Raw genomic sequence first — 18,606 nt, 5'->3', positions numbered from 1 at the left:
GCTGAAGTAGTAGTGGGCGAGTCGCGGGATCGCCCGTGAGGATGGTCGTATAGGACCTTGTATCGCGCATCCCTCTAAATAGAGGTGTTGCCGCAGGGCGACATGGCCATGCCCGTCACCGCCACGAAGGCATGGCTTCCATCCCGGCGCGCCGGATTGGCTGGGCGTGCCGATCCAGTTGTTCTGTCCGCCAAAGTTCTGTGTCCGTGAGAGGGCTTCCGCCATGTATCCGGTGCCCGGTATCCTCTCGGCCATGACCAAACTCACCTTCCAACTCGAAATCCGCCCCGTCTTGCCCGCAGACGCGCAAGCGGTGGAAGACATCCTGACCGACACCTACCTCGGCACCTGGAAGCCGCAACTGACAGCCGCTGCGGCAGCCGCCTTTGAACGGCAAGGCAAGACCCGAAGCTACGTCGAAGCGCGCCTGCAGGCATTCCGCGTAGCCTGCGTGGATGGCGTGCGCGCGGCCATGGTGGACTGGGAAAACAACTTTATCTGGGCCCTACATGTCGGGCGGACATGGCAACGCATGGGGCTGGGCGGGGCGTTGCTGGCCCACGCCGAAGGCGAGATTGCCCGCGCCGGGCATCGCGAGGCGAGGCTGGAGACGGACACGTTCAACGTGCAAAGCCGCGCGTTCTACCGGCGCCATGGTTATGCCGAGATCGATTTCTATCCTGACGAGAGCTGGGACAGCGGCTTTACGACTGTGCTGTTGTCGAAAGCGCTGCCGCCAGCCTGAGCCTGCGCGCCGGCGCCGACATGGCATGGGTAGCCAACCTCATGCGCAAATTGCATGAACCTGCCTGCCTGCTCGTGAAAGAATCAGGCATCTCTTTCGATCTCTGGCACTTGCCCCCATGTCCGACCCCATCGTCCACCTCAACGGCACCCTGATCCCCCTCTCCGAAGCCCGCATCCCCGTCCTCGACCGCGGCTTCATCTTTGGCGATGGCATCTACGAAGTCATCCCTTACTACAACGGCAAGCCATTCCGCGGGGACCAGCATCTGGCCCGCCTGCACCGCAGCCTGGAGGGCATCGGGATTCCCGATCCGTACAGCGCCGGGCAGTGGCTGAAGCTGGTCGGAGAGGTGGTCCAGGCCAACGGCCTGTCGGACCAGCTGGTCTACATCCAGGTGTCGCGCGGCGTCGCCAGGCGCACGCATGCGTTTCCGAAGGAGGTCGTGCCGACGGTGCTGATCATGACCAACCCGATGGCGTTGCCGTCGGCGCAGATGCTTGAGCAGGGCGTGGCGTGCGTGACGATGGAGGACCGGCGCTGGCTGAACTGCCAGATCAAGTCGACGTCGCTGCTGGGCAACGTGCTGGCGGCGCAGCATGCGGTGGAGCACGGCGTGATCGAGGCGATCCAGTTCCGGGATGGCTGGCTGACCGAGGCGTCGGCGTCCAATGTGTGGGTGGTGCGCGAAGGCCGCGTGATGGCGCCGCCCAAGGACAACCTGATCCTGGAAGGCATCCGCTACGGGTTCATGGAAGAGGTCTGTGCCGCGATGGGGATTGCGCTGGAGGCGCGCCGCATCGCGAGGGAAGAGGTGTTCGCCGCCGATGAGGTGCTGCTGTCGTCGGCCAGCAAGGAGCTGCTGCCGGTGGTGACCATCGATGGCCGCGCCATTGGCAAGGGCGTGCCAGGGCCGGTCTTTGCCCGGCTTTACGCTGCGTACCAGGCTGCCAAGGCTGCGCTTTGAGCGGATTTGCGTGCGTGCTAGGATGCCTCGGGAATCATCGAGGAGTCAGCCATGGCCAAGCGTGAGCGTGGCCGGCGTGCCCTGCAGGACGAGGTTAGCCGGCGCATCCAGCAAATCTATGAAATCGGCGAGGACGGCGCCAAGGTCCGGGTGCCGGCGCCTGTGCCGCACGCGCGCGATGCCCGCGGGCGCAACTGGAATATGACGGGCTTCGGCAATGCGTCCGGCTACGAGGCCAGCATCCGCGCGGTGGTCGACAAGGTTCGCGACGAGTTCGACCTGAGCGAAGCGCCGGAGAACCGCGCGCCCAATCCGTTCGGGGACTGAAGCGCCGGCCGCCGTCCTAGTCGACCGATACGACGATGGCGACGCGCCGGTTTTCGGCGCGTCCGGCGGCGGTGCGGTTGTCGGCCACCGGGCGGCTCTTGCCGCGTCCGCGAACTTCGATGCTTTCCGGCGCAAAGCCGGCGCCCGCCAGCAGCCTTGCCACGGCTTCGGCGCGCCGCACTGACAGCGACTGGTTGTATTCGGCCGAGCCCGCTTCGTCGGTGTGGCCATCCACGCGCAGGCGCTCGATGCCCGCGCCCTTCAGCGCCCGCCCGAGGCGCTGCACATTGGCGGCGCGCTCAGCGTCGATCAGGTCCTCATTGAATCCGAACAGCAGCTTGTCTGACAGGCCGAGTTCCCAGCCTTCATCGGTCAGCGCGAAACCTTCCTGCTTCAGCACCGCGACCTGGGCCGGAGACAACCCGGTGGCTGGCGGCGCGGTCTGGCAGCCGGCCAGCGACAGCCCCGTCAGCACGATGGCGGCGACCCAGAGTTTCCACAGGGACTTCCAGCAGGGCAGGGTCGGGCGTTCGGGCATGGGGGTTCTCACTGCGTGACGTCCAGGCGCGGCTCGGCGCTTTGCCAGGTGCCGCCGGAGCGCCGCTTGGCGCCGTACATGGCGGCGTCGGCCGCGTGCAGCAGCGCCTGGCTGCCTTGTGCGTGGACAGGGAAAACGGCCAGGCCGATGCTGAGCGACGCCTGCACCGTGCTGCCGTCGGGCAGGTCGATCGGGGCGGACATCGCCTGCAGGATATGCTCGGCGATATGGATGGCGTCGCGCGGCGCGCGCAGCGCTGCGGCCAGCACGGCGAATTCGTCGCCGCCGATGCGTGCCACGGTGTCGCTGGCGCGCAGGCTGGTGCGGATGCGCTGGGCCACGGCCACCAGCACGGCGTCGCCAGCAGCATGGCCGTGGCGGTCGTTGATGTTCTTGAAATCGTCACTGTCCAGGTACAGCACGGCCGCGTACTCGTCGTTGGCCGCGGCATGGCGCACGGCGTGCTCCAGCGCTTCGACGAAGGCGGCGCGGTTGAGCAGGCCGGTCAGCGCATCGTGGTTGGCGCGGTGGGCGAGCGAGCGGTTCTCGTGCTGCATCTGGTTCTGCCAGGTCTGCAGTTCGTCCAGCAGGCCGTTGAAGTCCTCGCTGAGGGCATTGAGTTCCGCGATGCTGGCTGGCGGCGTGCGCTGCGCGAAATCGCGCTTGGAGCGCACCGCGTGCGCCACGCGCATCAGGTTGCGCAGCGGCTCGACGATCTGCACCAGCAGCCGGCTGGCCAGGTAGTGGGCGCCGACGGCGGTCAGCAGCAGGCAGCCAAGCAGGCCGAGCGCGCCCTGCAGCAGGAAATGCAGCAGGTTGCGGGCGTTGCCACTGACGCGCAGCATGCCGACCGGTTGCGTCTGGTGCAGGATCGGTTGTTCCACGACGCCCATGCTCAGCCACTCGCTCAGCACGTGGCGCAAGCCGGTCAGTGGCGCCTGGCCGGGGCGCTGCCATTCGGCCAGCACGTGGTTGTCGTGGTCGTAGACGGTGGCGCGCGCGATGTCCTCGGACGCGGCGATGGCCGCCAGTGTCTCGCCGGTGGCCGCCTGGTCGCGGAATACGACCGGCGCTTCCAGCGTGTAGGCGATCGAGCGGGCCACCAGCCGCACGTTGTGTTCGGCATAGACGCGCAGTGCGGTCAGGCCAAGGGCGGTCAGCGAGACCCCGGCAGTGAATACCGCGATCAGCGCCACGCCCAGGTGGATCCGGCGCAGCACGCTGTAGAGGGTGGGGCGGGCGCCGTTGCCGCGCGCCGGCTGGTGCGCGCTCATGACGGCGCTCCCTTGCGGCGGCCCAGCTGCAGCACGCCGGGGTGCACATGCACGCCGCTGCGCGCGAGCGTGTCAAGGTTGACGCGGAACGAGACCTGCTGGTCGCGGATGTTCAGGCAGAACATGCTGCCGACCTCGCACTCGAAGTCTTCTTCGGCGATCACCAGTACCGGGCGGCCGGTCAGTTCGCCCGACAGGCGCTTGCGGCGGGCTTCGTTCATGGCGCCGACGTAGAGGGCATCGCAGGCCGGATGCAGCATGTCGGCCAGCACGTCGACCTGGCGCGTGCGCACCGACCGGCCGTTGGCGAGCGTGCCGCCTTCCATCAGCCGTGCGGAATAGTGGCTGGTGCTGTCCACGCACAGTCGCACGGGGTCGCGCTCGACCGGCCAGCGTGCATACCCCAGCAGGCTGAAGACCACGCGCGCGACCAGGTCGGTGCGCTGCGGCGCGGGCTGCGCCGTCACCGCCGGCGGCAGCATGGCTGGCAGCACCGCCAGCGTCACGGCGAGCAGGGCCGGCAGGGCGCGGCGCAGCAGCGGGGGACGTCGGTCGGAATCGGCACCGGGAAGGGCGCTGGCTGGGGCAGGAGCCATGGTCTGGGGCAGGAGGTTCGGTACGGCCGGTGTGGGTGGCGGGCTGGCCGCAGCCGCGGTTATTGTCCGGGGGCCGGTTCCGGGCGGTCAAGCGTTAGCCACGGGTGGGCTCGGCCCCGGAACGCGCTTGTGCGGGCCTGATTCCGTGGGGCCAGTTTGCGACGCGGCGTGATACGGAATGTTTAACGGTTCTTCGTTGTTTTCCTGAAGTCAGGCTGGAACGCGCGCAGCGCTTCGCCGTGGCGGACACAACACTTAGAATGGGGCCATCGTCCCCAACGCGCGCCTCGCCGCCGCTTGCCGTCATGATTGCCGACCCGCTTTTCCGCTTCCTGCACGTTGCCGGCGTTGCCGTCTGGGTGGGCGGCATGTTCTTTGCCTACCTGTGCCTGCGGCCCGTGGCCGGCACCGTGCTGGAGCCGCCGCCGCGGCTGCGGCTCTGGCGCGGCGTGTTTGCCCGCTTCTTCCCGTGGGTGTGGGCGGCGGTGATCGCGATCCTGCTGAGCGGCGCGGCGATGATGGCCGTAGTGGGCATGTCCGCTTCCCCACGCAACTGGCACCTGATGATGGGCATCGGCCTCGTCATGACGGTGATTTTCTGCTACGTGTGGTTTGGGCCGTATCGCGTGCTGGGCCGGGCCGTGGAGGCCCAGGACTGGCCGGCCGCCGGTGCCGCGCTGAACCGCATCCGGCAGGCGGTCGGGACCAACCTGGTGCTCGGGCTGGTCAATATCGCCGTGGCCACGCTGGGGCGCTGGCTGGCCTGAGCGGCCCGATGCCCCGGCATGGCCCAGCATCGTCGCGTCACCACCAGGCAAAGGGAGAGCCGTTATGCGCGTCATCGCATGTCTTGCCGTCCTTGGTCTTGCCGTGGCGGGCGCACCGGCCCGCGCTGAGCAAAGCAATGGCCTGAGCGCTGAATATGAACGCTGCATGGCCAAGGCCATGTCGACTGCCGACATGCTCGGCTGCGCCGCGGCCGAAACACGGGTCCAGGACGTGGCGCTGAACAGCGCCTATCAAGCCTTGCTGCGGCGGCTGGAAGCGCCGCGCACCGGCCAGTTGCGGGTGGCGCAGCGTGTCTGGCTGGAGTTCCGCCAGGCCAATTGCGCCTATATGGCCAATCCGGCCGGCGGCACCGCCGCGCGCGTGGCCGGGGCGACCTGCATGGCCCGGATGACGGCCGCGCGGGCGCGCGAATTGCGTGACTTCGCCACGGAGGCCGCAGCCCGGTGAGCGGGCCAGCCATGTGCTAGAGTTCCCCAGACACCTGTGCTGCGGCACGTCTCACCAGGAGATGGATCATGGCAAGTGAATCGCGGAACAACCTGAAGGCCTTTGTGCAAACGGCGCCCCAGGCGGGGCGCTATGTGTGGGTCATCGCGCTGGTGGACTTCGGCGCGCAGCAGATCCGGCGCGCCATCGTCTCGGACGACACCTTCACCACCTCGGATGCCGCGCGGGTAGCGGGCGAGGCCCAGCTCAAGGCGATGGCCGAAGACCACTAGGCTGGGGCCAGTGTTGCGCGCCGGCATCTTTGTGATCAACGGATACCGTTTCTTACAATGCGCCGGGATCGGTGCGCGCTAGACTGTGGGCATGTTCCTCCACTAGAAAGGACTCCCATGACACATCGCGCGCTCCGGCCGGCCAGGGCCCTCCTGCTGGCGGCCCTGCTGGGTTCCGGCCTGACGTTCAGTGCGGGGTCGATGGCCCAGGTGTCGGTCAACGTTGCCATCGGCGTACCACCGCCGGCCCCGATCTACGAGGTCGTGCCCACGCCGCGCTCAGGCTATGTCTGGGTGCCGGGCTACTGGGACTGGGATGACCACTACCACAAGCACGCCTGGAAGAAGGGGCGCTGGGAACGTGAACGCCCCGGCTATATCTATGAGTCGCCGCGCTGGATCCAGTCGCGCGACGGCTGGGTGCTGGTGCCGGGGCGCTGGGACCAGGGCGGGTACAAGGACAAGGGCCACAAGGACAAGGGCTATCACTGCCCGCCCGGCCACGCCAAGAAGGGCGAGTGCTGATGCGCCAGCCGCCCGGCGCCGCACGGTGACGCCGGGCGGCCTTGCCATGCTACGATCGCCGCCATGACAACCGCGCCCGCGCGGCGCATCGGCAGCGGATACCGGAGGTAGCAATGGCAAAGCACGTTTTCACGCGCGCGCAGTATCTCGACATCCTCAATGACAGCCTGCGCAAGCATCCCGGCTGGCAGCCCGGCATGGCCTTTGTGTTCCTGCCGCCTGGCGCCGATGCCAGCCAGGCCACGGCCGTGGGCTGCACCGGGCCGATGGAGGCCATTCCGGTCTATGCGGAAATCCAGCGGGTGGCCGCCGAACTGATCGAAGTCGGCAACGAATAGCGGCGCCGGTCGCCTTGCGGCCGGTGGGTGCCGCGGGTGCGTACAATACCGGCCTCTACAGACTTTCGGATAATGCCGTGAAGAAAACGGACCTGGAAAAAAACAAGGGCCTGAAGATCGCCAACAGCCTGAAGCAGGCTACGGCGGGGCGGGGTATTCCCGGCGGCGCTGCGCGCCCGGACCGGCGCGAACAGCGCCGGCTGGACCAGGAGCAAGGTCTGGTGCCCTTTGCGTGCAAGCTGGACGGCACGCTGGTCAAGCGCCTGCAGGCGCTTGCCGTGGATCACCCCGGTGGCATGACCGGGCTGCTCAATGAACTGCTGGCGGGCGCGTTGCCGCCGGAGCGGGCCGAGAGCTGAAACATGGTGGCCGCGCCCGCGGCCACCTGTCTGACCCCATCAGGTCACGAGCGGGTCAGTCCTCTTCTTCTTCGTCAAGGAATTCGCGGCGCAGCATCCAGTTGGCGATGGCTTCGTCGCAGATGCGCTTGAATTTCTGCTTGTCCGGCATCTTGTCGAACAGCTGGAAATTGACCAGCGCCATGCCGGCATCGGTGATATAGAACATCCGGCTCGGATCGTCATCATGGACGATGCGGCCATCGATGGCGTCTTCCTCGCTTTCCGCCGGCATGTCTTCTAGCTCGACTACGCGGCAGGTGAAGCGCGGGCTGCGGGTGTGGGTCAGATACTCGAACTCGTCGTGCATGACCTCGCCGCCTTTGCCTGCGATAACAGCGAAGCCCCAGATAAAGCGGGGCATCGGCAGATCGGACAGATCTTCAATCTCGTCCATGGTGTTCTCCCTGATTCAATCCCCGCATTATCGCCCGGAACGCCGCCACCTCAAACGGTGACGTGGCGCTTAGGGCTTTGCGTGGCAGTTGGCCAGCGCTGGCGCGGCGTTTTCGGCCTGCATCAGGTCGCGCAGCGTGCCTTCCTCGCCCTTGGTCCACCATTCGTAGCGGCCGCCGACATAACGCGCGCCGGAGGCCGACACGGTGCTGACCGCCAGCACCGGCTTGCCTTCGATGCGGAACACCGCCGCCTGGTTGTCCGGGCTGTTGAAATAGCGCACGGAAAGCGTCTTGCCGCCGTCGCACTGGTAGCGCACGGTGCGCACGTCCGGGAAGCGCACGCCCTCGATGCCGGGCGCGCGGGCGGCGTGCGCCGCGGCGCAGGCGCCGACGGTTGCGAGCAGGGCCACGGCGCGGGCGCAGGACAGGATCGGGCGAGTGGTCATGGGTTTGCCTTGGTCAATAGGTGGTGTGTCAGCCAGTTGAGATGGACGGCGCCGGCGGCGGTTGCGCCGGCGTCCGGGTCAGCCGAGCATGTAGCCGGCGGCGAGCGTGCGGAAGCTCTCGATTTCGCGCGCCTGCCAAGCCTCGCTCTCGCCGAGTTCCTCGGCCAGGATCGCGGCCACGGCCGGCGCGGCATCCACGGCGGCGCGCGCGTCCAGGAACAGCGCGCGGTTGCGGCGGGCCAACACGTCCTCGACCCGGCGCGCCAGTTCGTGCCGGGCCGCAAAGCGCACGTGCGCCTCGGTCAGGCCCGACGCCGGTGCCAGCATCCGGTCATATCCGGGCAGCGCGCGCAGCAGGTCCAGCTCATTGCCGTAGTAGCGGTCCGGCGAGCCTGAATCCGGCGGCGGCAGCCCGGCCGGCAGCCCCGCCGCGCCGTGCAGGGGCAGCTCGGCGGTCACGCACGGGGCCGCGCGCACCATCTGGCGCTGGATCGCGGTCTCGATCACGTCTTCGGCCATCTTGCGGTAAGTGGTCCACTTGCCGCCGGTGACGGTGATCAGCCCGGCCTTGGAAACCAGGATCGTATGCTCGCGCGACAGCGACGCGGTCGAGGCCTCGCCGGTGGCCCTCACCAGCGGCCGCAGGCCGGCCCAGACGCTGGTGACGTCGGCACGGGTCGGGTCCCTGGCAAGGTAGCGCGACGCGGTTTCCAGGATGAAATCGACGTCGTCGGCTCCGGCGTCGGGCTCCAGCGGCAGGTCGCGGCGCGGCGTGTCGGTGGTGCCGACAATGGTGTGGCCGTTCCATGGCACCACGAACAGCACCCGGCCGTCGTCGGTCTTGGGGATCAGGATGGCGCGCTCGCCCGGCAGGAAGCTGCGCGGCAGCGTCAGGTGCACGCCCTGGCTGGGCGCGACCATGGCGCGCGCGTGGCCGTCCTCCATTTGCCGGATCGCATCGACCCACACGCCGGTGGCGTTGATCACGCAGTCGGCGCGCAGGTGGAAGGTGGCATCGCCCAGCGCATCCTGCACGGTCACGCCGCTGATCACGCCGCCTTGCTGGCTCAGCCCGGTCACGCGCATGTAGTTGACCGCGGTGCCGCCCACGTCGAACAGGGTACGCATCAGCGCCACCGCCAGCCGCGCATCGTCGAACTGGCCGTCGAAATACAGGTTGCCGCCGCGCAGCGGACGCCCGCCGACGTGCTCGGCCAGGTTGGGCGCCGCAGCCAGCACCTCGCGGTGATTCAGCCAGCGGCTGCCGGCCAGGTTGAGGTCGCCGGCCAGCATGTCGTAGACCTTGAGGCCGATGCCGTAGAAGGGCTGGTCGAACAGCTGGTAGGCCGGCACCACGAAGCCCAGCGGCCACACCAGGTGCGGCGCGTTGCGCGCCAGCAGGCCACGCTCGTGCAGGGCCTCGCGCACTAGGCTGATATTGCCCTGGGCCAGGTAGCGCACGCCGCCATGGACCAGCTTGGTGGCCTTGCTGGAGGTGCCCTTGGCAAAATCCGCGGCTTCGACCAGCAGCGTGCGGTAGCCGCGCGAGGCGGCATCGACTGCGGTGCCCAGGCCGGTGGCGCCGCCGCCGATGACGATCACATCCCAGCGCGGCTCGCGCTCCAGGGTGGCGAGCAGGGCGGCGCGGTCGGGGGGCTGGATCGGGGTGGAGACTCTCTGCATGACGCATTTTTTGGGGAGTGTGTTCGGGGTGGGCCGGCGCTCAGGCGTGGCTGCCGTTGGCTTGGTCCTCGCGCGCCCAGTCGCGCGCGCGATCGACGGCGCGATGCCAGCGCGCCAGCCGGTGGCCGCGCGCGTCAGCCGACAGGTTCGGCTCAAAGCGCCGCTCCACCTGCCATTGCTGCGCGATCTCTGCCGGATCGCTCCAGTAGCCGGTGGCCAGGCCCGCCAGGTAGGCGGCGCCCAGCGCGGTGGTTTCGGTCACGCGCGGGCGGACCACGGGGGTGCCGAGCAGGTCGGCCTGCATCTGCATCAGCAGGTCGCTGCGCGAGGCGCCGCCGTCCACGCGCAGCTCGGCCAGCGAGATGCCGGCGTCCTTCTGCATGGCTTCCAGCACATCGACGCTCTGCAGCGCGATCGATTCCAGCGCGGCGCGCGCGATCTGCGGCCGGCCCGTGCCGCGCGTCATGCCGACCAGCGTGCCGCGTGCAAAGGGGTCCCAGTGCGGCGCGCCCAGGCCGGCAAAGGCGGGCACCAGCACCACGCCGCCGGTGTCGTCGCACTGGCGCGCGAGCGGCTCGACCTCGGGCGCGCTGTTGATGATCTTCAGGCCGTCGCGCAGCCACTGGATGGTGGCGCCGCCCATGAACACGCCGCCTTCCAGGCAATATTGCGTCTGGCCGCGGATCTGCCAGCCGATCGTGGTCAGCAGCCGGTTGTGCGACGTGACCGGCTGCGAGCCGGTATTCATCAGCAGGAAGCAGCCGGTGCCGTAGGTGTTCTTGGCCATGCCCGGCGACAGGCAGGCCTGGCCGAAGGTGGCGGCCTGCTGGTCGCCGGCGATGCCGGCAATGGGGATCTGCATGCCGAAGAGCCGCGCCGAGGTGCGCGCCACCTCGCCGCTGGACGCCACCACCTCGGGCAGCAGCGCGTGCGGGATGTCGAGCAGCGCCAGCAGCGCGTCGTCCCACTCGAAGCTGTGGATATTGAACAGCATCGTGCGCGAGGCATTTGACACATCAGTGACATGGCGCGCGCCGTCGGTCAGCTGCCAGATCAGCCAGCTGTCGACGGTGCCGAAGGCCAGTTCGCCGCGCTGGGCGCGTTCGCGCGCGCCTTCGATGTTGTCGAGCATCCAGCGCAGCTTGGTGCCGGAGAAGTAGGCATCGATGATCAGGCCGGTCTTGTCGCGGAACAGTTCGCCGTGGCCGGCGGCCTGCAGTGCCTCGCACATGGGCGCGGTGCGGCGGTCCTGCCAGACCAGCGCGCGCCCGACCGGCTCGCCGGTCTTGCGGTCCCACAGCACAGTGGTCTCGCGCTGGTTGGTGATGCCGATGGCGCGCACCTGCGAGGCAGAGATGCCGGCATCGGCCAGCACCGCGTGCGCCACCGCCAGCTGCGATTGCCAGATCTCGTAAGGGTCGTGCTCGACATGGCCGGGATGTGGGTAATATTGGCGGAACTCGCGCTGCGCGAGTCGCACCACATTGCCGGCATGGTCGAACAGGATGGCCCGCGAGCTGCTGGTGCCCTGGTCGAGCGCCAGCACATATTGCGGCTCGGTGGGAAGCTGGGACGATGCAGGGCGCTGGGCCTGCGCGGCTGGCTGGTTCATGCGTTCAATCCTGACAATGACAAAGCGCGCCGGCCCGGCCGGCGCATGGATTCCTGATGGCTGAAACGTCTTCGTTGCCGCCCGCGGACCCCGCGGGCAACCTCGCCGCGCAGATTGCCGCCTCGCTGGCGGCGCGCAGCGGCTTCGATGCCGCCGCCAAGCTGCGCCTGATGGTGGCCGGCCAGCAGGTTGGCTGGCTGCCGCGCGCCCATGCGGCAATCCTGCGTGGCATGGGCGCCATCCTCGGCCCGGACGAGCGCCTGGCCGATGGCACCACGGCGGTTGAACTGCTGCCCGGGCGCAATGACTTTGACGCGCGCAGCGCCGCGCTGCAGGCGCTGGCCCGCCAGCTGGCCGATGCCGGCCACGTGCGCGGCTGGCGCGATGAACTGTTCGCGGTCACGCCCGCGCTGGACGCGCCCGCACTCGGCGTGGTGGAACGCGCGGCGGCGCGCTTTCTCGGGCTGCTGACCTTTGCCTCGCACATGAACGGCATTGTCGATGGCGATGTGGATGGCGGTCCCGTTCTGTGGATCTCGCGGCGCAGCCCGGCCAAGTCGGTCGACCCCGGCATGTGGGACAACCTGGTTGCCGGCGGCATGCCGCACGGCAGCGATCCGCTGGCGACGCTGGTGCGCGAATGCGAGGAAGAATCCGGCATCCCGCCCGCGCTGGCGCAGGGCGCGCAGGCCCACGGCGTGATCGAGGTGCTGCGCGACCTGCCCGAAGGCGTACAGTGGGAGCAGGTCTGCGTCTACGACCTGCTGCTGCCGCCCGGCTTCACGCCGCGCAACCAGGATGGCGAGGTCAGCGAGCACCGGTGCGTCGATGTGGTCGCATTGCTTGCTATCATGTCGGCCGGCGCCATGACGGTCGATGCGACACTGGTGACGCTGGATGCCCTTGGGCGGCGCGGCTGGCTCGGTCCTGACCAGCGCGCCTGAGCCGTCGCCGCGGGTTCCGCCTGTGCCGGTCTTGCCGACCTCGCTGACCTGATTTTCCCGGCCTTGCGCCGCGCCATTCCGACAGAACAACACACCATGAGCAACACCGGATTCATCCTGACCCTCTCGTGCCCCGACCAGCCGGGCATCGTCCATGCCGTCTCGGGCCTGCTGTTCCAGCACGGCTGCAATATCGTCGATTCCGACCAGTACGGTGACGAGTACACCGGCCGCTTCTTCATGCGCGTGCATTTCACGCCGGCCGCCGGCGGCCCGGACCTGGACACGCTGAAGGCCGCGTTCGCGCCGGTGGGCGACCAGTTCGGCATGCAGTGGGAACTGAACGACGCCGCCGTCAAGCCGCGCGTGATGATCATGGTGTCCAAGATCGGCCACTGCCTGAATGACCTGCTGTTCCGCGCCAAGGTGGGCGGCTTGCCGGTCGAGATCGCGGCCATCGTCTCGAACCACCGCGACTTCTACCAGCTGGCGGCGTCGTACGACGTGCCGTTCTTCCACTTGCCGCTGATGAACGCCTCGGCCGAGCAGAAGGCCGCGCAGGAAGCGCGCGTCTTCGACGTGGTGCAGGAGCAGAAGATCGACCTGGTGGTGCTGGCGCGCTACATGCAGGTGCTGTCCGACGACCTGTGCCGCAAGCTGGCCGGCCGCGCGATCAATATCCACCACTCGTTCCTGCCCAGCTTCAAGGGCGCCAAGCCGTACTACCAGGCGCATGAGCGCGGCGTGAAGCTGATCGGGGCGACCGCGCACTACGTCACCGCCGCCCTGGACGAAGGCCCGATCATCGAGCAGGAGATCGAGCGCGTGGACCACAGCATGGACCCGGAGCAATTGACCGCCGTCGGCCGCGACGTGGAATGCGTGGCACTGGCGCGCGCGGTCAAGTGGCATGCCGAACACCGTATCCTGCTGAACGGCCACAAGACCGTGGTGTTCAAGTAAGCTCGCCGTCCCCCGGTTCCCGCGCCCGCGGGAATCCTGCCGCTTCACGGCGGCCGCATCCCCGCCGGCGCGGGGATGCCGGGCCAGCGGGTCAGTCCCGCTCCGCCACCACACACTTCACCCCACTGTCGGCAACGATCTGGTCGAACGGCGCTGCCAGCGGCTCATCGGTAAAGAGCCGGTCGACCTGCGACACGTGCGCCAGTTCCACCATCGCCTGGCGGTTGAACTTGCTGGCGTCCGCTGCCAGCCACACCTCGCGTGAATGTTCGATGATGGTCCGCGCCACCTTGACCTCGCGGAAGTCGTAGTCGCGCAGTGTGCCGTCGGTCTCGATGCCCGAGATGCCGATCAGCCCGATATCGACCTTGAACTGGCGGATGAACTCCACCGTGGCCTCGCCCACGATGCCGCGGTCGCGTGAGCGCAGCACGCCGCCGGCGACGATGACCTCGCAATCGGGGTTGTCGGCAAGGATATTGGCCACGTTCAGGTTGTTGGTGATCACGCGCAGCCCGCGGTGGTGCATCAACTCGCGCGCTATCTCTTCCACCGTGGTGCCGATGTTCAGGATCAGCGAGCAGCCCTCGGGCACCACGGCGGCCACCGCGCGCGCGATGCGCGCCTTGCCCTCGGCATTGAGCACCTGCCGCTGCCGGTAGGCGATGTTCTCGGTGGTGGAGCCCTCCACCCGCACCCCGCCATGGAAGCGCGCCAGCATGCCGTTCTCGGCCAGCAGGTTGACGTCGCGGCGTACCGTCTGGAGCGTGACGCCGAACTTGCGCGCAAGTTCGTCGATGGAGGCAAAGCCCTGGGTGCGGACTTCTTCGAGCAGGGCTGTCTGGCGGGGATTCAGGGTCATGCCGGGATTCTAGTTCAAACAGAAACGAAAACAAATGATGCAGTGCACTATTGTTTTAAGTTCGTTTTGTTGCTAAAACGAACGTAAAGCCAAGACTTGTGCGCCTGCATCGCGCCAAAGCTGTGATGCGGGAAGCATATCGAACATGGAGACCGGATGCAGCTACGTTTGGAAGGCGTCGCACAGCAGGCAGGTTCGCAGGCGTATCTCTATCCGATGACACTCGTGCCGGTTCCGGGCGCGGTGACCATCCTGCTGGGCGCCACGCAAGCGGGCAAGACGTCGCTGATGCGGGTGATGGCCGGGCTGGACCGGCCCAGCGCCGGCCGCGTGCTGGTCGACGGCCACGACGTGACCGGCATGCCGGTGCGCGAGCGCAATGTATCGATGGTCTACCAGCAGTTCATCAACTACCCGTCGCTCAAGGTGTTCGACAACATCGCCTCGCCGCTGCGGCTGCGGCGCAAGGCGCCGGCCGCAGAGATTGCCGCGCGCGTGCGCGAGTTGGCCGGGCGGCTGCATATCGACCACCTGCTGGACCGCTATCCGTCCGAGCTCTCCGGCGGGCAGCAGCAGCGCGTGGCACTGGCGCGGGCGCTGGCCAAGGAGGCGCCGCTGATGCTGCTGGACGAGCCGCTGGTCAACCTTGACTACAAGCTGCGCGAAGAACTGCGCGAGGAACTGGCGCAGCTGTTCGCGCATGGCGACGCCACCGTGATCTATGCCACCACAGAGCCCGGCGAAGCGCTGCTGCTGGGCGGGCATACCGCGGTGCTGGACGCCGGCGAACTGCTGCAGTACGGCCCGACACCCCAGGTCTTCCACTATCCCGATTCGCTGCGCGTGGCGCGTGCGTTCAACGATCCGCCGATGAACCTGGTCGAGGGCAGGCTGCAGGGCGGCTGGGTCACGCTGGCCGGCGATATCTCCGTGCCGGTGCCCGGCGCGGGCGGGCACGACGGCCCGGTCACGGTGGGGGTGCGCGCGTCGGCATTGCGCCTGGCCGGTGAGCCGGGTGCGGTGGCGGTGCCCGGGCGCGTGGCGCTGGCCGAGCTGTCAGGCTCGGACACCTTTGTCCACGCCGATACCCCGGTGGGCAACCTGGTGGCGCAGTTCGCCGGCGTGCTCGACCTGGCGCTGGGCGAGCCGCTGTCGCTGCATCTGCTGCCCGAGCAGATCTACCTGTTCGACGCCGACGGGCGCCGCATCCACGCGCCGCGCCGGCCGGGCGGGCTGGCCGCGGACGTGCCCGGCGGCGCGGCCGCGGCTGCCGGGGCAGGGGGCTGAGATGGCGCGCATCGACTTGGACCTGGCGCACTCCTATGTGCCGAATCCGCGTACCGACGAGGACTACGCGCTGCTGCCGCTGCAATTCACGTTCGAAGACGGCGGCGCCTATGCGCTGCTGGGCCCGTCCGGCTGCGGCAAGACCACGCTGCTGAACTGCATTTCCGGGCTGCTGCGGCCATCGCAAGGCACCATCGCCTTCGACGGCCGCGACGTGACCGCTGCCACGCCGCAGGCGCGCAATATCGCCCAGGTGTTCCAGTTCCCTGTGATCTACGACACCATGACCGTCGGCGAGAACCTGGCCTTCCCGCTGCGCAACCGCGGCGTGCCGGAAGCCCAGGTGCGCGAGCGGGTAGGGCGCGTGGCCGAGATGCTGGACCTGTCGGCCACGCTCGATCGCCGCGCCAGCGGCCTGGCCGCGGACGCCAAGCAGAAGATCTCGCTGGGGCGCGGGCTGGTGCGCCAGGACGTGTCGGCCATTCTCTTCGACGAGCCGCTGACGGTGATTGACCCGCAGCTCAAATGGCAGCTGCGGCGCAAGCTCAAGGAAATCCATCACGAGTTCCGCCTGACACTGATCTACGTGACGCACGACCAGACCGAGGCGCTGACCTTTGCCGACCAGGTGGTGGTGATGTCGCGCGGCAAGGCGGTGCAGGTGGGGCCGGCCGATGCGCTGTTCGAGCGGCCCGCGCATACCTTCGTCGGGCATTTCATCGGCTCGCCGGGCATGAATTTCCTGACCGGGCAGTGGCGCGACGGCGCGGTCGAGCTGGCCGGGCGCCGCTACATGCCGGGGTTGTCGCCGTCAGTCGAAGCGGCGTTGCGCGAGGCCGGCAGCTTCCGCATCGGCGTGCGGCCCGAGTATCTGCGCCTGGCGCCGGAGAGCGACGCGCAGGCGGTGCCGGTGCGGGTCGAGCGCGCGCAGGATATCGGCACTTACTGGCTTCTGACTGGCGGCGTGCAGGAGGCGGGCGCACTGGCCGGCACGCTGCGCGCGCGGCTGGGTATCGAGGCAGCCGATCTGCGCCCGGGCGACACCGCCTGGCTGTCGGTGTTCAACCGCCATACCTGCTACTACGTCAACGAGGAACTGGTCCAATGAAGCCCGTCAACCAGAAGGCCTGGCTGCTGGTGTTGCCGGTGGTGGCGTGCGTGGCGTTCTCCGCCATCCTGCCGCTGATGACCATCGTCAACTACTCGGTGCAGGACATCATCTCGCCCGAGCGGCGCGTGTTTGTCGGCACTGAGTGGTTCCGCACTGTGCTGCGCGACGGCGAGCTGCACGACGCGCTGCTGCGCCAGCTCGGTTTCTCGCTGGCGGTGCTGCTGGTGGAGATCCCGCTGGGCATCCTGCTGGCTTTGTCGATGCCGGCCAGGGGCTGGAAGGCATCGGCGGTGCTGGTGATCATCGCGTTGTCGCTGCTGATCCCGTGGAACGTGGTCGGCACCATCTGGCAGATCTTCGGGCGCACCGATATCGGCCTGCTGGGAGCCGCGCTGGCGGCGATGGGCTTCGACTACAACTACACCGGCAGCGCCTTCGATGCCTGGGTCACGGTGCTGGTGATGGACGTCTGGCACTGGACGCCGCTGGTGGCGCTGCTCTGCTACGCCGGCCTGCGCGCCATTCCCGACGCCTACTACCAGGCCGCGCAGATCGACGGCGCCTCGCGCCTGGCGGTGTTCCGCTATATCCAGCTGCCCAAGCTGCGAGGCGTGCTGATGATCGCGGTGCTGCTGCGCTTCATGGACAGCTTCATGATCTATACCGAGCCCTTCGTGCTGACCGGCGGCGGCCCGGGCAATGCCACCACCTTCCTGTCGCAGTACCTGACGCAGAAGGCCGTGGGCCAGTTCGACCTGGGCCCGGCGGCGGCGTTTTCCATCGTCTATTTCCTGATCATCCTGCTCATGTGCTTCATCCTCTATAACTGGATGCAGCGCGCGGGCACCGCCGGCAGCGAGGACATGCCCCATGGCTGAATTGCGCACCCCCGCCAACCGCGCCACCTGGTGGCGCGCGGGCTTCCTGCTGGTCTACCTGCTGTTTGCCATCGTGCCGATCTACTGGATGGTGAACATGTCGTTCAAGACCAACGAGGAGATCGTCTCCACGCTGTCGCTGTGGCCCGCGGAATTCACGCTGCAGCATTACAAGACCATCTTCACCGACCCGTCGTGGTATTCGGGCTACGTCAACTCGATGATCTACGTGGCGATGAACACGGTGATCTCGATCAGCGTGGCGCTGCCGGCGGCCTATGCCTTTTCGCGCTACCAGTTCATCGGCGACAAGCATGTGTTCTTCTGGCTGCTGACCAACCGCATGACACCGCCCGCGGTGTTCCTGCTGCCGTTCTTCCAGCTCTACAGCACCATCGGGCTGATGGATACCCACCTTGGCGTGGCGCTGGCGCATCTGGTCTTCAACGTGCCGCTGGCGGTGTGGATCCTGGAAGGCTTCATGTCGGGCGTGCCGCGCGAGATCGACGAGACCGCGTATGTCGATGGCTACTCGTTCCCGCGCTTCTTCCTGACCATCTTCCTGCCGCTGATCAAGGCCGGCGTGGGCGTGGCGGCGTTCTTCTGCTTCATGTTCAGCTGGGTGGAGCTGCTGCTGGCGCGCACGCTGACCTCGGTCAACGCCAAGCCCATCGTCGCCACCATGACGCGCACGGTGTCGGCATCGGGCATGGACTGGGGCGTGCTGGCCGCGGCCGGCGTGCTGACCATCGTGCCCGGCGGCATCGTGATCTGGTTCGTGCGGCACTACATCGCGAAGGGCTTCGCGATGGGCCGCGTGTAAGCGCACGGCGCAACCCTGATCACAACACAAGGAGACGGCGCAATGCTGAGCTGGATGGTCTGGACGACGCCGGTAGCGGTGTTCTTCGGCTGCATCGTGGTCATGCTGATCAGCATGACTATCTGGGAAATACGCGCGCCTTCGGTGCTGCGCAAGGGCTTCCTGCCGATCGCGACCACGCGCGGCGACCGGCTGTTTATCGGGCTGATGTGCGCCGCCTGGGTCAACCTGGCGTGGGTAGGACTGGGCGAGAAGGTCACCGCGTGGCTGTCGCTGTCCGAAGAGCCGTCGGTCTGGATCAGCTTCGGTGTATCGATGCTGGTGCTGGCGCTGATCATGCGCAAGGGCTAGCCGGGGATCGGAGGCATCACGGTTGGATGGAG

The 18,606-nt window shown here is 68.0% G+C and carries 24 protein-coding genes; 16 read left to right on the top strand and 8 right to left on the bottom strand.

The genetic code is table 11. The features are described 5' to 3' along the window. Positions 1-253: 253 nt before the first annotated feature. The 3 genes from AC1Q7H_RS32205 to AC1Q7H_RS32195 all read left to right on the top strand — a co-directional run bounded on the left by AC1Q7H_RS32205 (position 254) and on the right by AC1Q7H_RS32195 (position 2,039). Positions 254-745 carry a GNAT family N-acetyltransferase gene (locus AC1Q7H_RS32205; RefSeq protein WP_492382141.1) on the top strand — a complete coding sequence of 164 codons (492 nt, stop codon included), beginning with the start codon at positions 254-256 and terminating at the stop codon, positions 743-745. A gap of 118 nt (positions 746-863) precedes the next feature. Next, on the top strand, positions 864-1,712 hold the full coding sequence (locus AC1Q7H_RS32200; RefSeq protein WP_492382140.1) for a D-amino acid aminotransferase: 849 nt from the start codon (positions 864-866) through the stop codon (positions 1,710-1,712). Between the two features lie 51 nt (positions 1,713-1,763). Next, on the top strand, positions 1,764-2,039 hold the full coding sequence (locus AC1Q7H_RS32195) for a hypothetical protein (protein WP_013957332.1): 276 nt from the start codon (positions 1,764-1,766) through the stop codon (positions 2,037-2,039). Between the two features lie 16 nt (positions 2,040-2,055). Here AC1Q7H_RS32195 and yfiB read toward each other — a convergent pair whose 3' ends face one another. From yfiB to yfiR, 3 genes are read right to left on the bottom strand one after another with little or no spacing between them, the layout of a single operon-like run. Further along, the gene (yfiB, locus tag AC1Q7H_RS32190) at positions 2,056-2,577 is read right to left on the bottom strand and encodes an outer membrane lipoprotein YfiB (RefSeq protein ID WP_211979922.1); all 522 of its coding nucleotides are present in this window, start codon (positions 2,575-2,577) and stop codon (positions 2,056-2,058) included. An 8-nt stretch (positions 2,578-2,585) separates the two neighbouring features. Beyond that, the gene (gene dgcN, locus AC1Q7H_RS32185; RefSeq protein ID WP_211979921.1) at positions 2,586-3,851 is read right to left on the bottom strand and encodes a diguanylate cyclase DgcN/YfiN; all 1,266 of its coding nucleotides are present in this window, start codon (positions 3,849-3,851) and stop codon (positions 2,586-2,588) included. Then, positions 3,848-4,447, bottom strand: coding sequence for a regulatory sequestration protein YfiR (yfiR, locus tag AC1Q7H_RS32180; RefSeq protein WP_492382139.1), 600 nt, complete (start codon positions 4,445-4,447; stop codon positions 3,848-3,850). Before yfiR ends, dgcN begins: the two co-directional genes overlap by 4 nt. A gap of 260 nt (positions 4,448-4,707) precedes the next feature. Here yfiR and AC1Q7H_RS32175 point away from each other — a divergent pair, with 260 nt between their 5' ends. The 6 genes from AC1Q7H_RS32175 to AC1Q7H_RS32150 all read left to right on the top strand — a co-directional run bounded on the left by AC1Q7H_RS32175 (position 4,708) and on the right by AC1Q7H_RS32150 (position 7,177). Further along, a complete protein-coding gene (locus tag AC1Q7H_RS32175) occupies positions 4,708-5,214 on the top strand; it encodes a CopD family protein (RefSeq protein ID WP_492382138.1) in 507 nt (168 codons plus the stop codon). A gap of 166 nt (positions 5,215-5,380) precedes the next feature. Next, positions 5,381-5,683, top strand: coding sequence for a lysozyme inhibitor LprI family protein (locus tag AC1Q7H_RS32170; protein WP_148271580.1), 303 nt, complete (start codon positions 5,381-5,383; stop codon positions 5,681-5,683). A gap of 68 nt (positions 5,684-5,751) precedes the next feature. After that, the gene (locus AC1Q7H_RS32165) at positions 5,752-5,955 is read left to right on the top strand and encodes a hypothetical protein (protein ID WP_010814357.1); all 204 of its coding nucleotides are present in this window, start codon (positions 5,752-5,754) and stop codon (positions 5,953-5,955) included. A 117-nt stretch (positions 5,956-6,072) separates the two neighbouring features. Next, positions 6,073-6,480, top strand: a complete 408-nt coding sequence (locus tag AC1Q7H_RS32160; protein WP_013957326.1) for a YXWGXW repeat-containing protein — start codon at positions 6,073-6,075, stop codon at positions 6,478-6,480. A 113-nt stretch (positions 6,481-6,593) separates the two neighbouring features. Beyond that, positions 6,594-6,818 carry a hypothetical protein gene (locus tag AC1Q7H_RS32155; RefSeq protein WP_010814355.1) on the top strand — a complete coding sequence of 75 codons (225 nt, stop codon included), beginning with the start codon at positions 6,594-6,596 and terminating at the stop codon, positions 6,816-6,818. 77 nt (positions 6,819-6,895) lie between these two features. Beyond that, the gene (locus tag AC1Q7H_RS32150; RefSeq protein ID WP_492382137.1) at positions 6,896-7,177 is read left to right on the top strand and encodes a hypothetical protein; all 282 of its coding nucleotides are present in this window, start codon (positions 6,896-6,898) and stop codon (positions 7,175-7,177) included. Between the two features lie 55 nt (positions 7,178-7,232). Here AC1Q7H_RS32150 and AC1Q7H_RS32145 read toward each other — a convergent pair whose 3' ends face one another. The 4 genes from AC1Q7H_RS32145 to glpK form a co-directional block, all read right to left on the bottom strand. Beyond that, positions 7,233-7,613 (bottom strand): hypothetical protein, encoded by a 381-nt coding sequence (locus tag AC1Q7H_RS32145; RefSeq protein ID WP_013957324.1) that lies wholly within the window; start codon positions 7,611-7,613, stop codon positions 7,233-7,235. A 69-nt stretch (positions 7,614-7,682) separates the two neighbouring features. Next, positions 7,683-8,060, bottom strand: coding sequence for an MliC family protein (locus tag AC1Q7H_RS32140; RefSeq protein ID WP_013957323.1), 378 nt, complete (start codon positions 8,058-8,060; stop codon positions 7,683-7,685). A gap of 78 nt (positions 8,061-8,138) precedes the next feature. After that, entirely contained in the window at positions 8,139-9,743 is a 1,605-nt protein-coding gene (locus AC1Q7H_RS32135) for a glycerol-3-phosphate dehydrogenase/oxidase (RefSeq protein ID WP_114132479.1), read from the bottom strand. Between the two features lie 40 nt (positions 9,744-9,783). Continuing rightward, complete coding sequence (gene glpK, locus AC1Q7H_RS32130; RefSeq protein ID WP_013957321.1) at positions 9,784-11,355, bottom strand: glycerol kinase GlpK; 1,572 nt, start codon at positions 11,353-11,355, stop codon at positions 9,784-9,786. Positions 11,356-11,411: 56 nt separating this feature from the next. Here glpK and AC1Q7H_RS32125 point away from each other — a divergent pair, with 56 nt between their 5' ends. Beyond that, positions 11,412-12,299 (top strand): NUDIX hydrolase, encoded by an 888-nt coding sequence (locus tag AC1Q7H_RS32125; RefSeq protein WP_492382136.1) that lies wholly within the window; start codon positions 11,412-11,414, stop codon positions 12,297-12,299. 96 nt (positions 12,300-12,395) lie between these two features. Next, a complete protein-coding gene (gene purU / locus AC1Q7H_RS32120) occupies positions 12,396-13,262 on the top strand; it encodes a formyltetrahydrofolate deformylase (RefSeq protein ID WP_013957319.1) in 867 nt (288 codons plus the stop codon). Positions 13,263-13,353: 91 nt separating this feature from the next. Here purU and AC1Q7H_RS32115 read toward each other — a convergent pair whose 3' ends face one another. Beyond that, a complete protein-coding gene (locus tag AC1Q7H_RS32115; RefSeq protein ID WP_153954679.1) occupies positions 13,354-14,124 on the bottom strand; it encodes a DeoR/GlpR family DNA-binding transcription regulator in 771 nt (256 codons plus the stop codon). A gap of 156 nt (positions 14,125-14,280) precedes the next feature. Between AC1Q7H_RS32115 and AC1Q7H_RS32110 the strand changes: the two genes are divergently transcribed. From AC1Q7H_RS32110 to AC1Q7H_RS32090, 5 genes are read left to right on the top strand one after another with little or no spacing between them, the layout of a single operon-like run. Beyond that, on the top strand, positions 14,281-15,411 hold the full coding sequence (locus AC1Q7H_RS32110) for an ABC transporter ATP-binding protein (RefSeq protein ID WP_013957317.1): 1,131 nt from the start codon (positions 14,281-14,283) through the stop codon (positions 15,409-15,411). Between the two features lies 1 nt (position 15,412). Beyond that, positions 15,413-16,519, top strand: a complete 1,107-nt coding sequence (locus tag AC1Q7H_RS32105) for an ABC transporter ATP-binding protein (RefSeq protein ID WP_013957316.1) — start codon at positions 15,413-15,415, stop codon at positions 16,517-16,519. Then, entirely contained in the window at positions 16,516-17,400 is an 885-nt protein-coding gene (locus AC1Q7H_RS32100; RefSeq protein WP_035818277.1) for a carbohydrate ABC transporter permease, read from the top strand. Before AC1Q7H_RS32105 ends, AC1Q7H_RS32100 begins: the two co-directional genes overlap by 4 nt. Further along, complete coding sequence (locus tag AC1Q7H_RS32095) at positions 17,393-18,223, top strand: carbohydrate ABC transporter permease (protein WP_013957314.1); 831 nt, start codon at positions 17,393-17,395, stop codon at positions 18,221-18,223. Before AC1Q7H_RS32100 ends, AC1Q7H_RS32095 begins: the two co-directional genes overlap by 8 nt. Positions 18,224-18,265: 42 nt before the next feature. After that, positions 18,266-18,574 carry a DUF2160 domain-containing protein gene (locus tag AC1Q7H_RS32090; protein ID WP_013957313.1) on the top strand — a complete coding sequence of 103 codons (309 nt, stop codon included), beginning with the start codon at positions 18,266-18,268 and terminating at the stop codon, positions 18,572-18,574. The last annotated feature ends 32 nt before the right edge of the window (positions 18,575-18,606 follow it).

This window comes from Cupriavidus sp. GW823-FHT06D04, from assembly GCF_058795055.1.
Note: the sequence above shows the minus strand (reverse complement) of the source record. Positions and strands in the feature narration are given on the sequence as shown.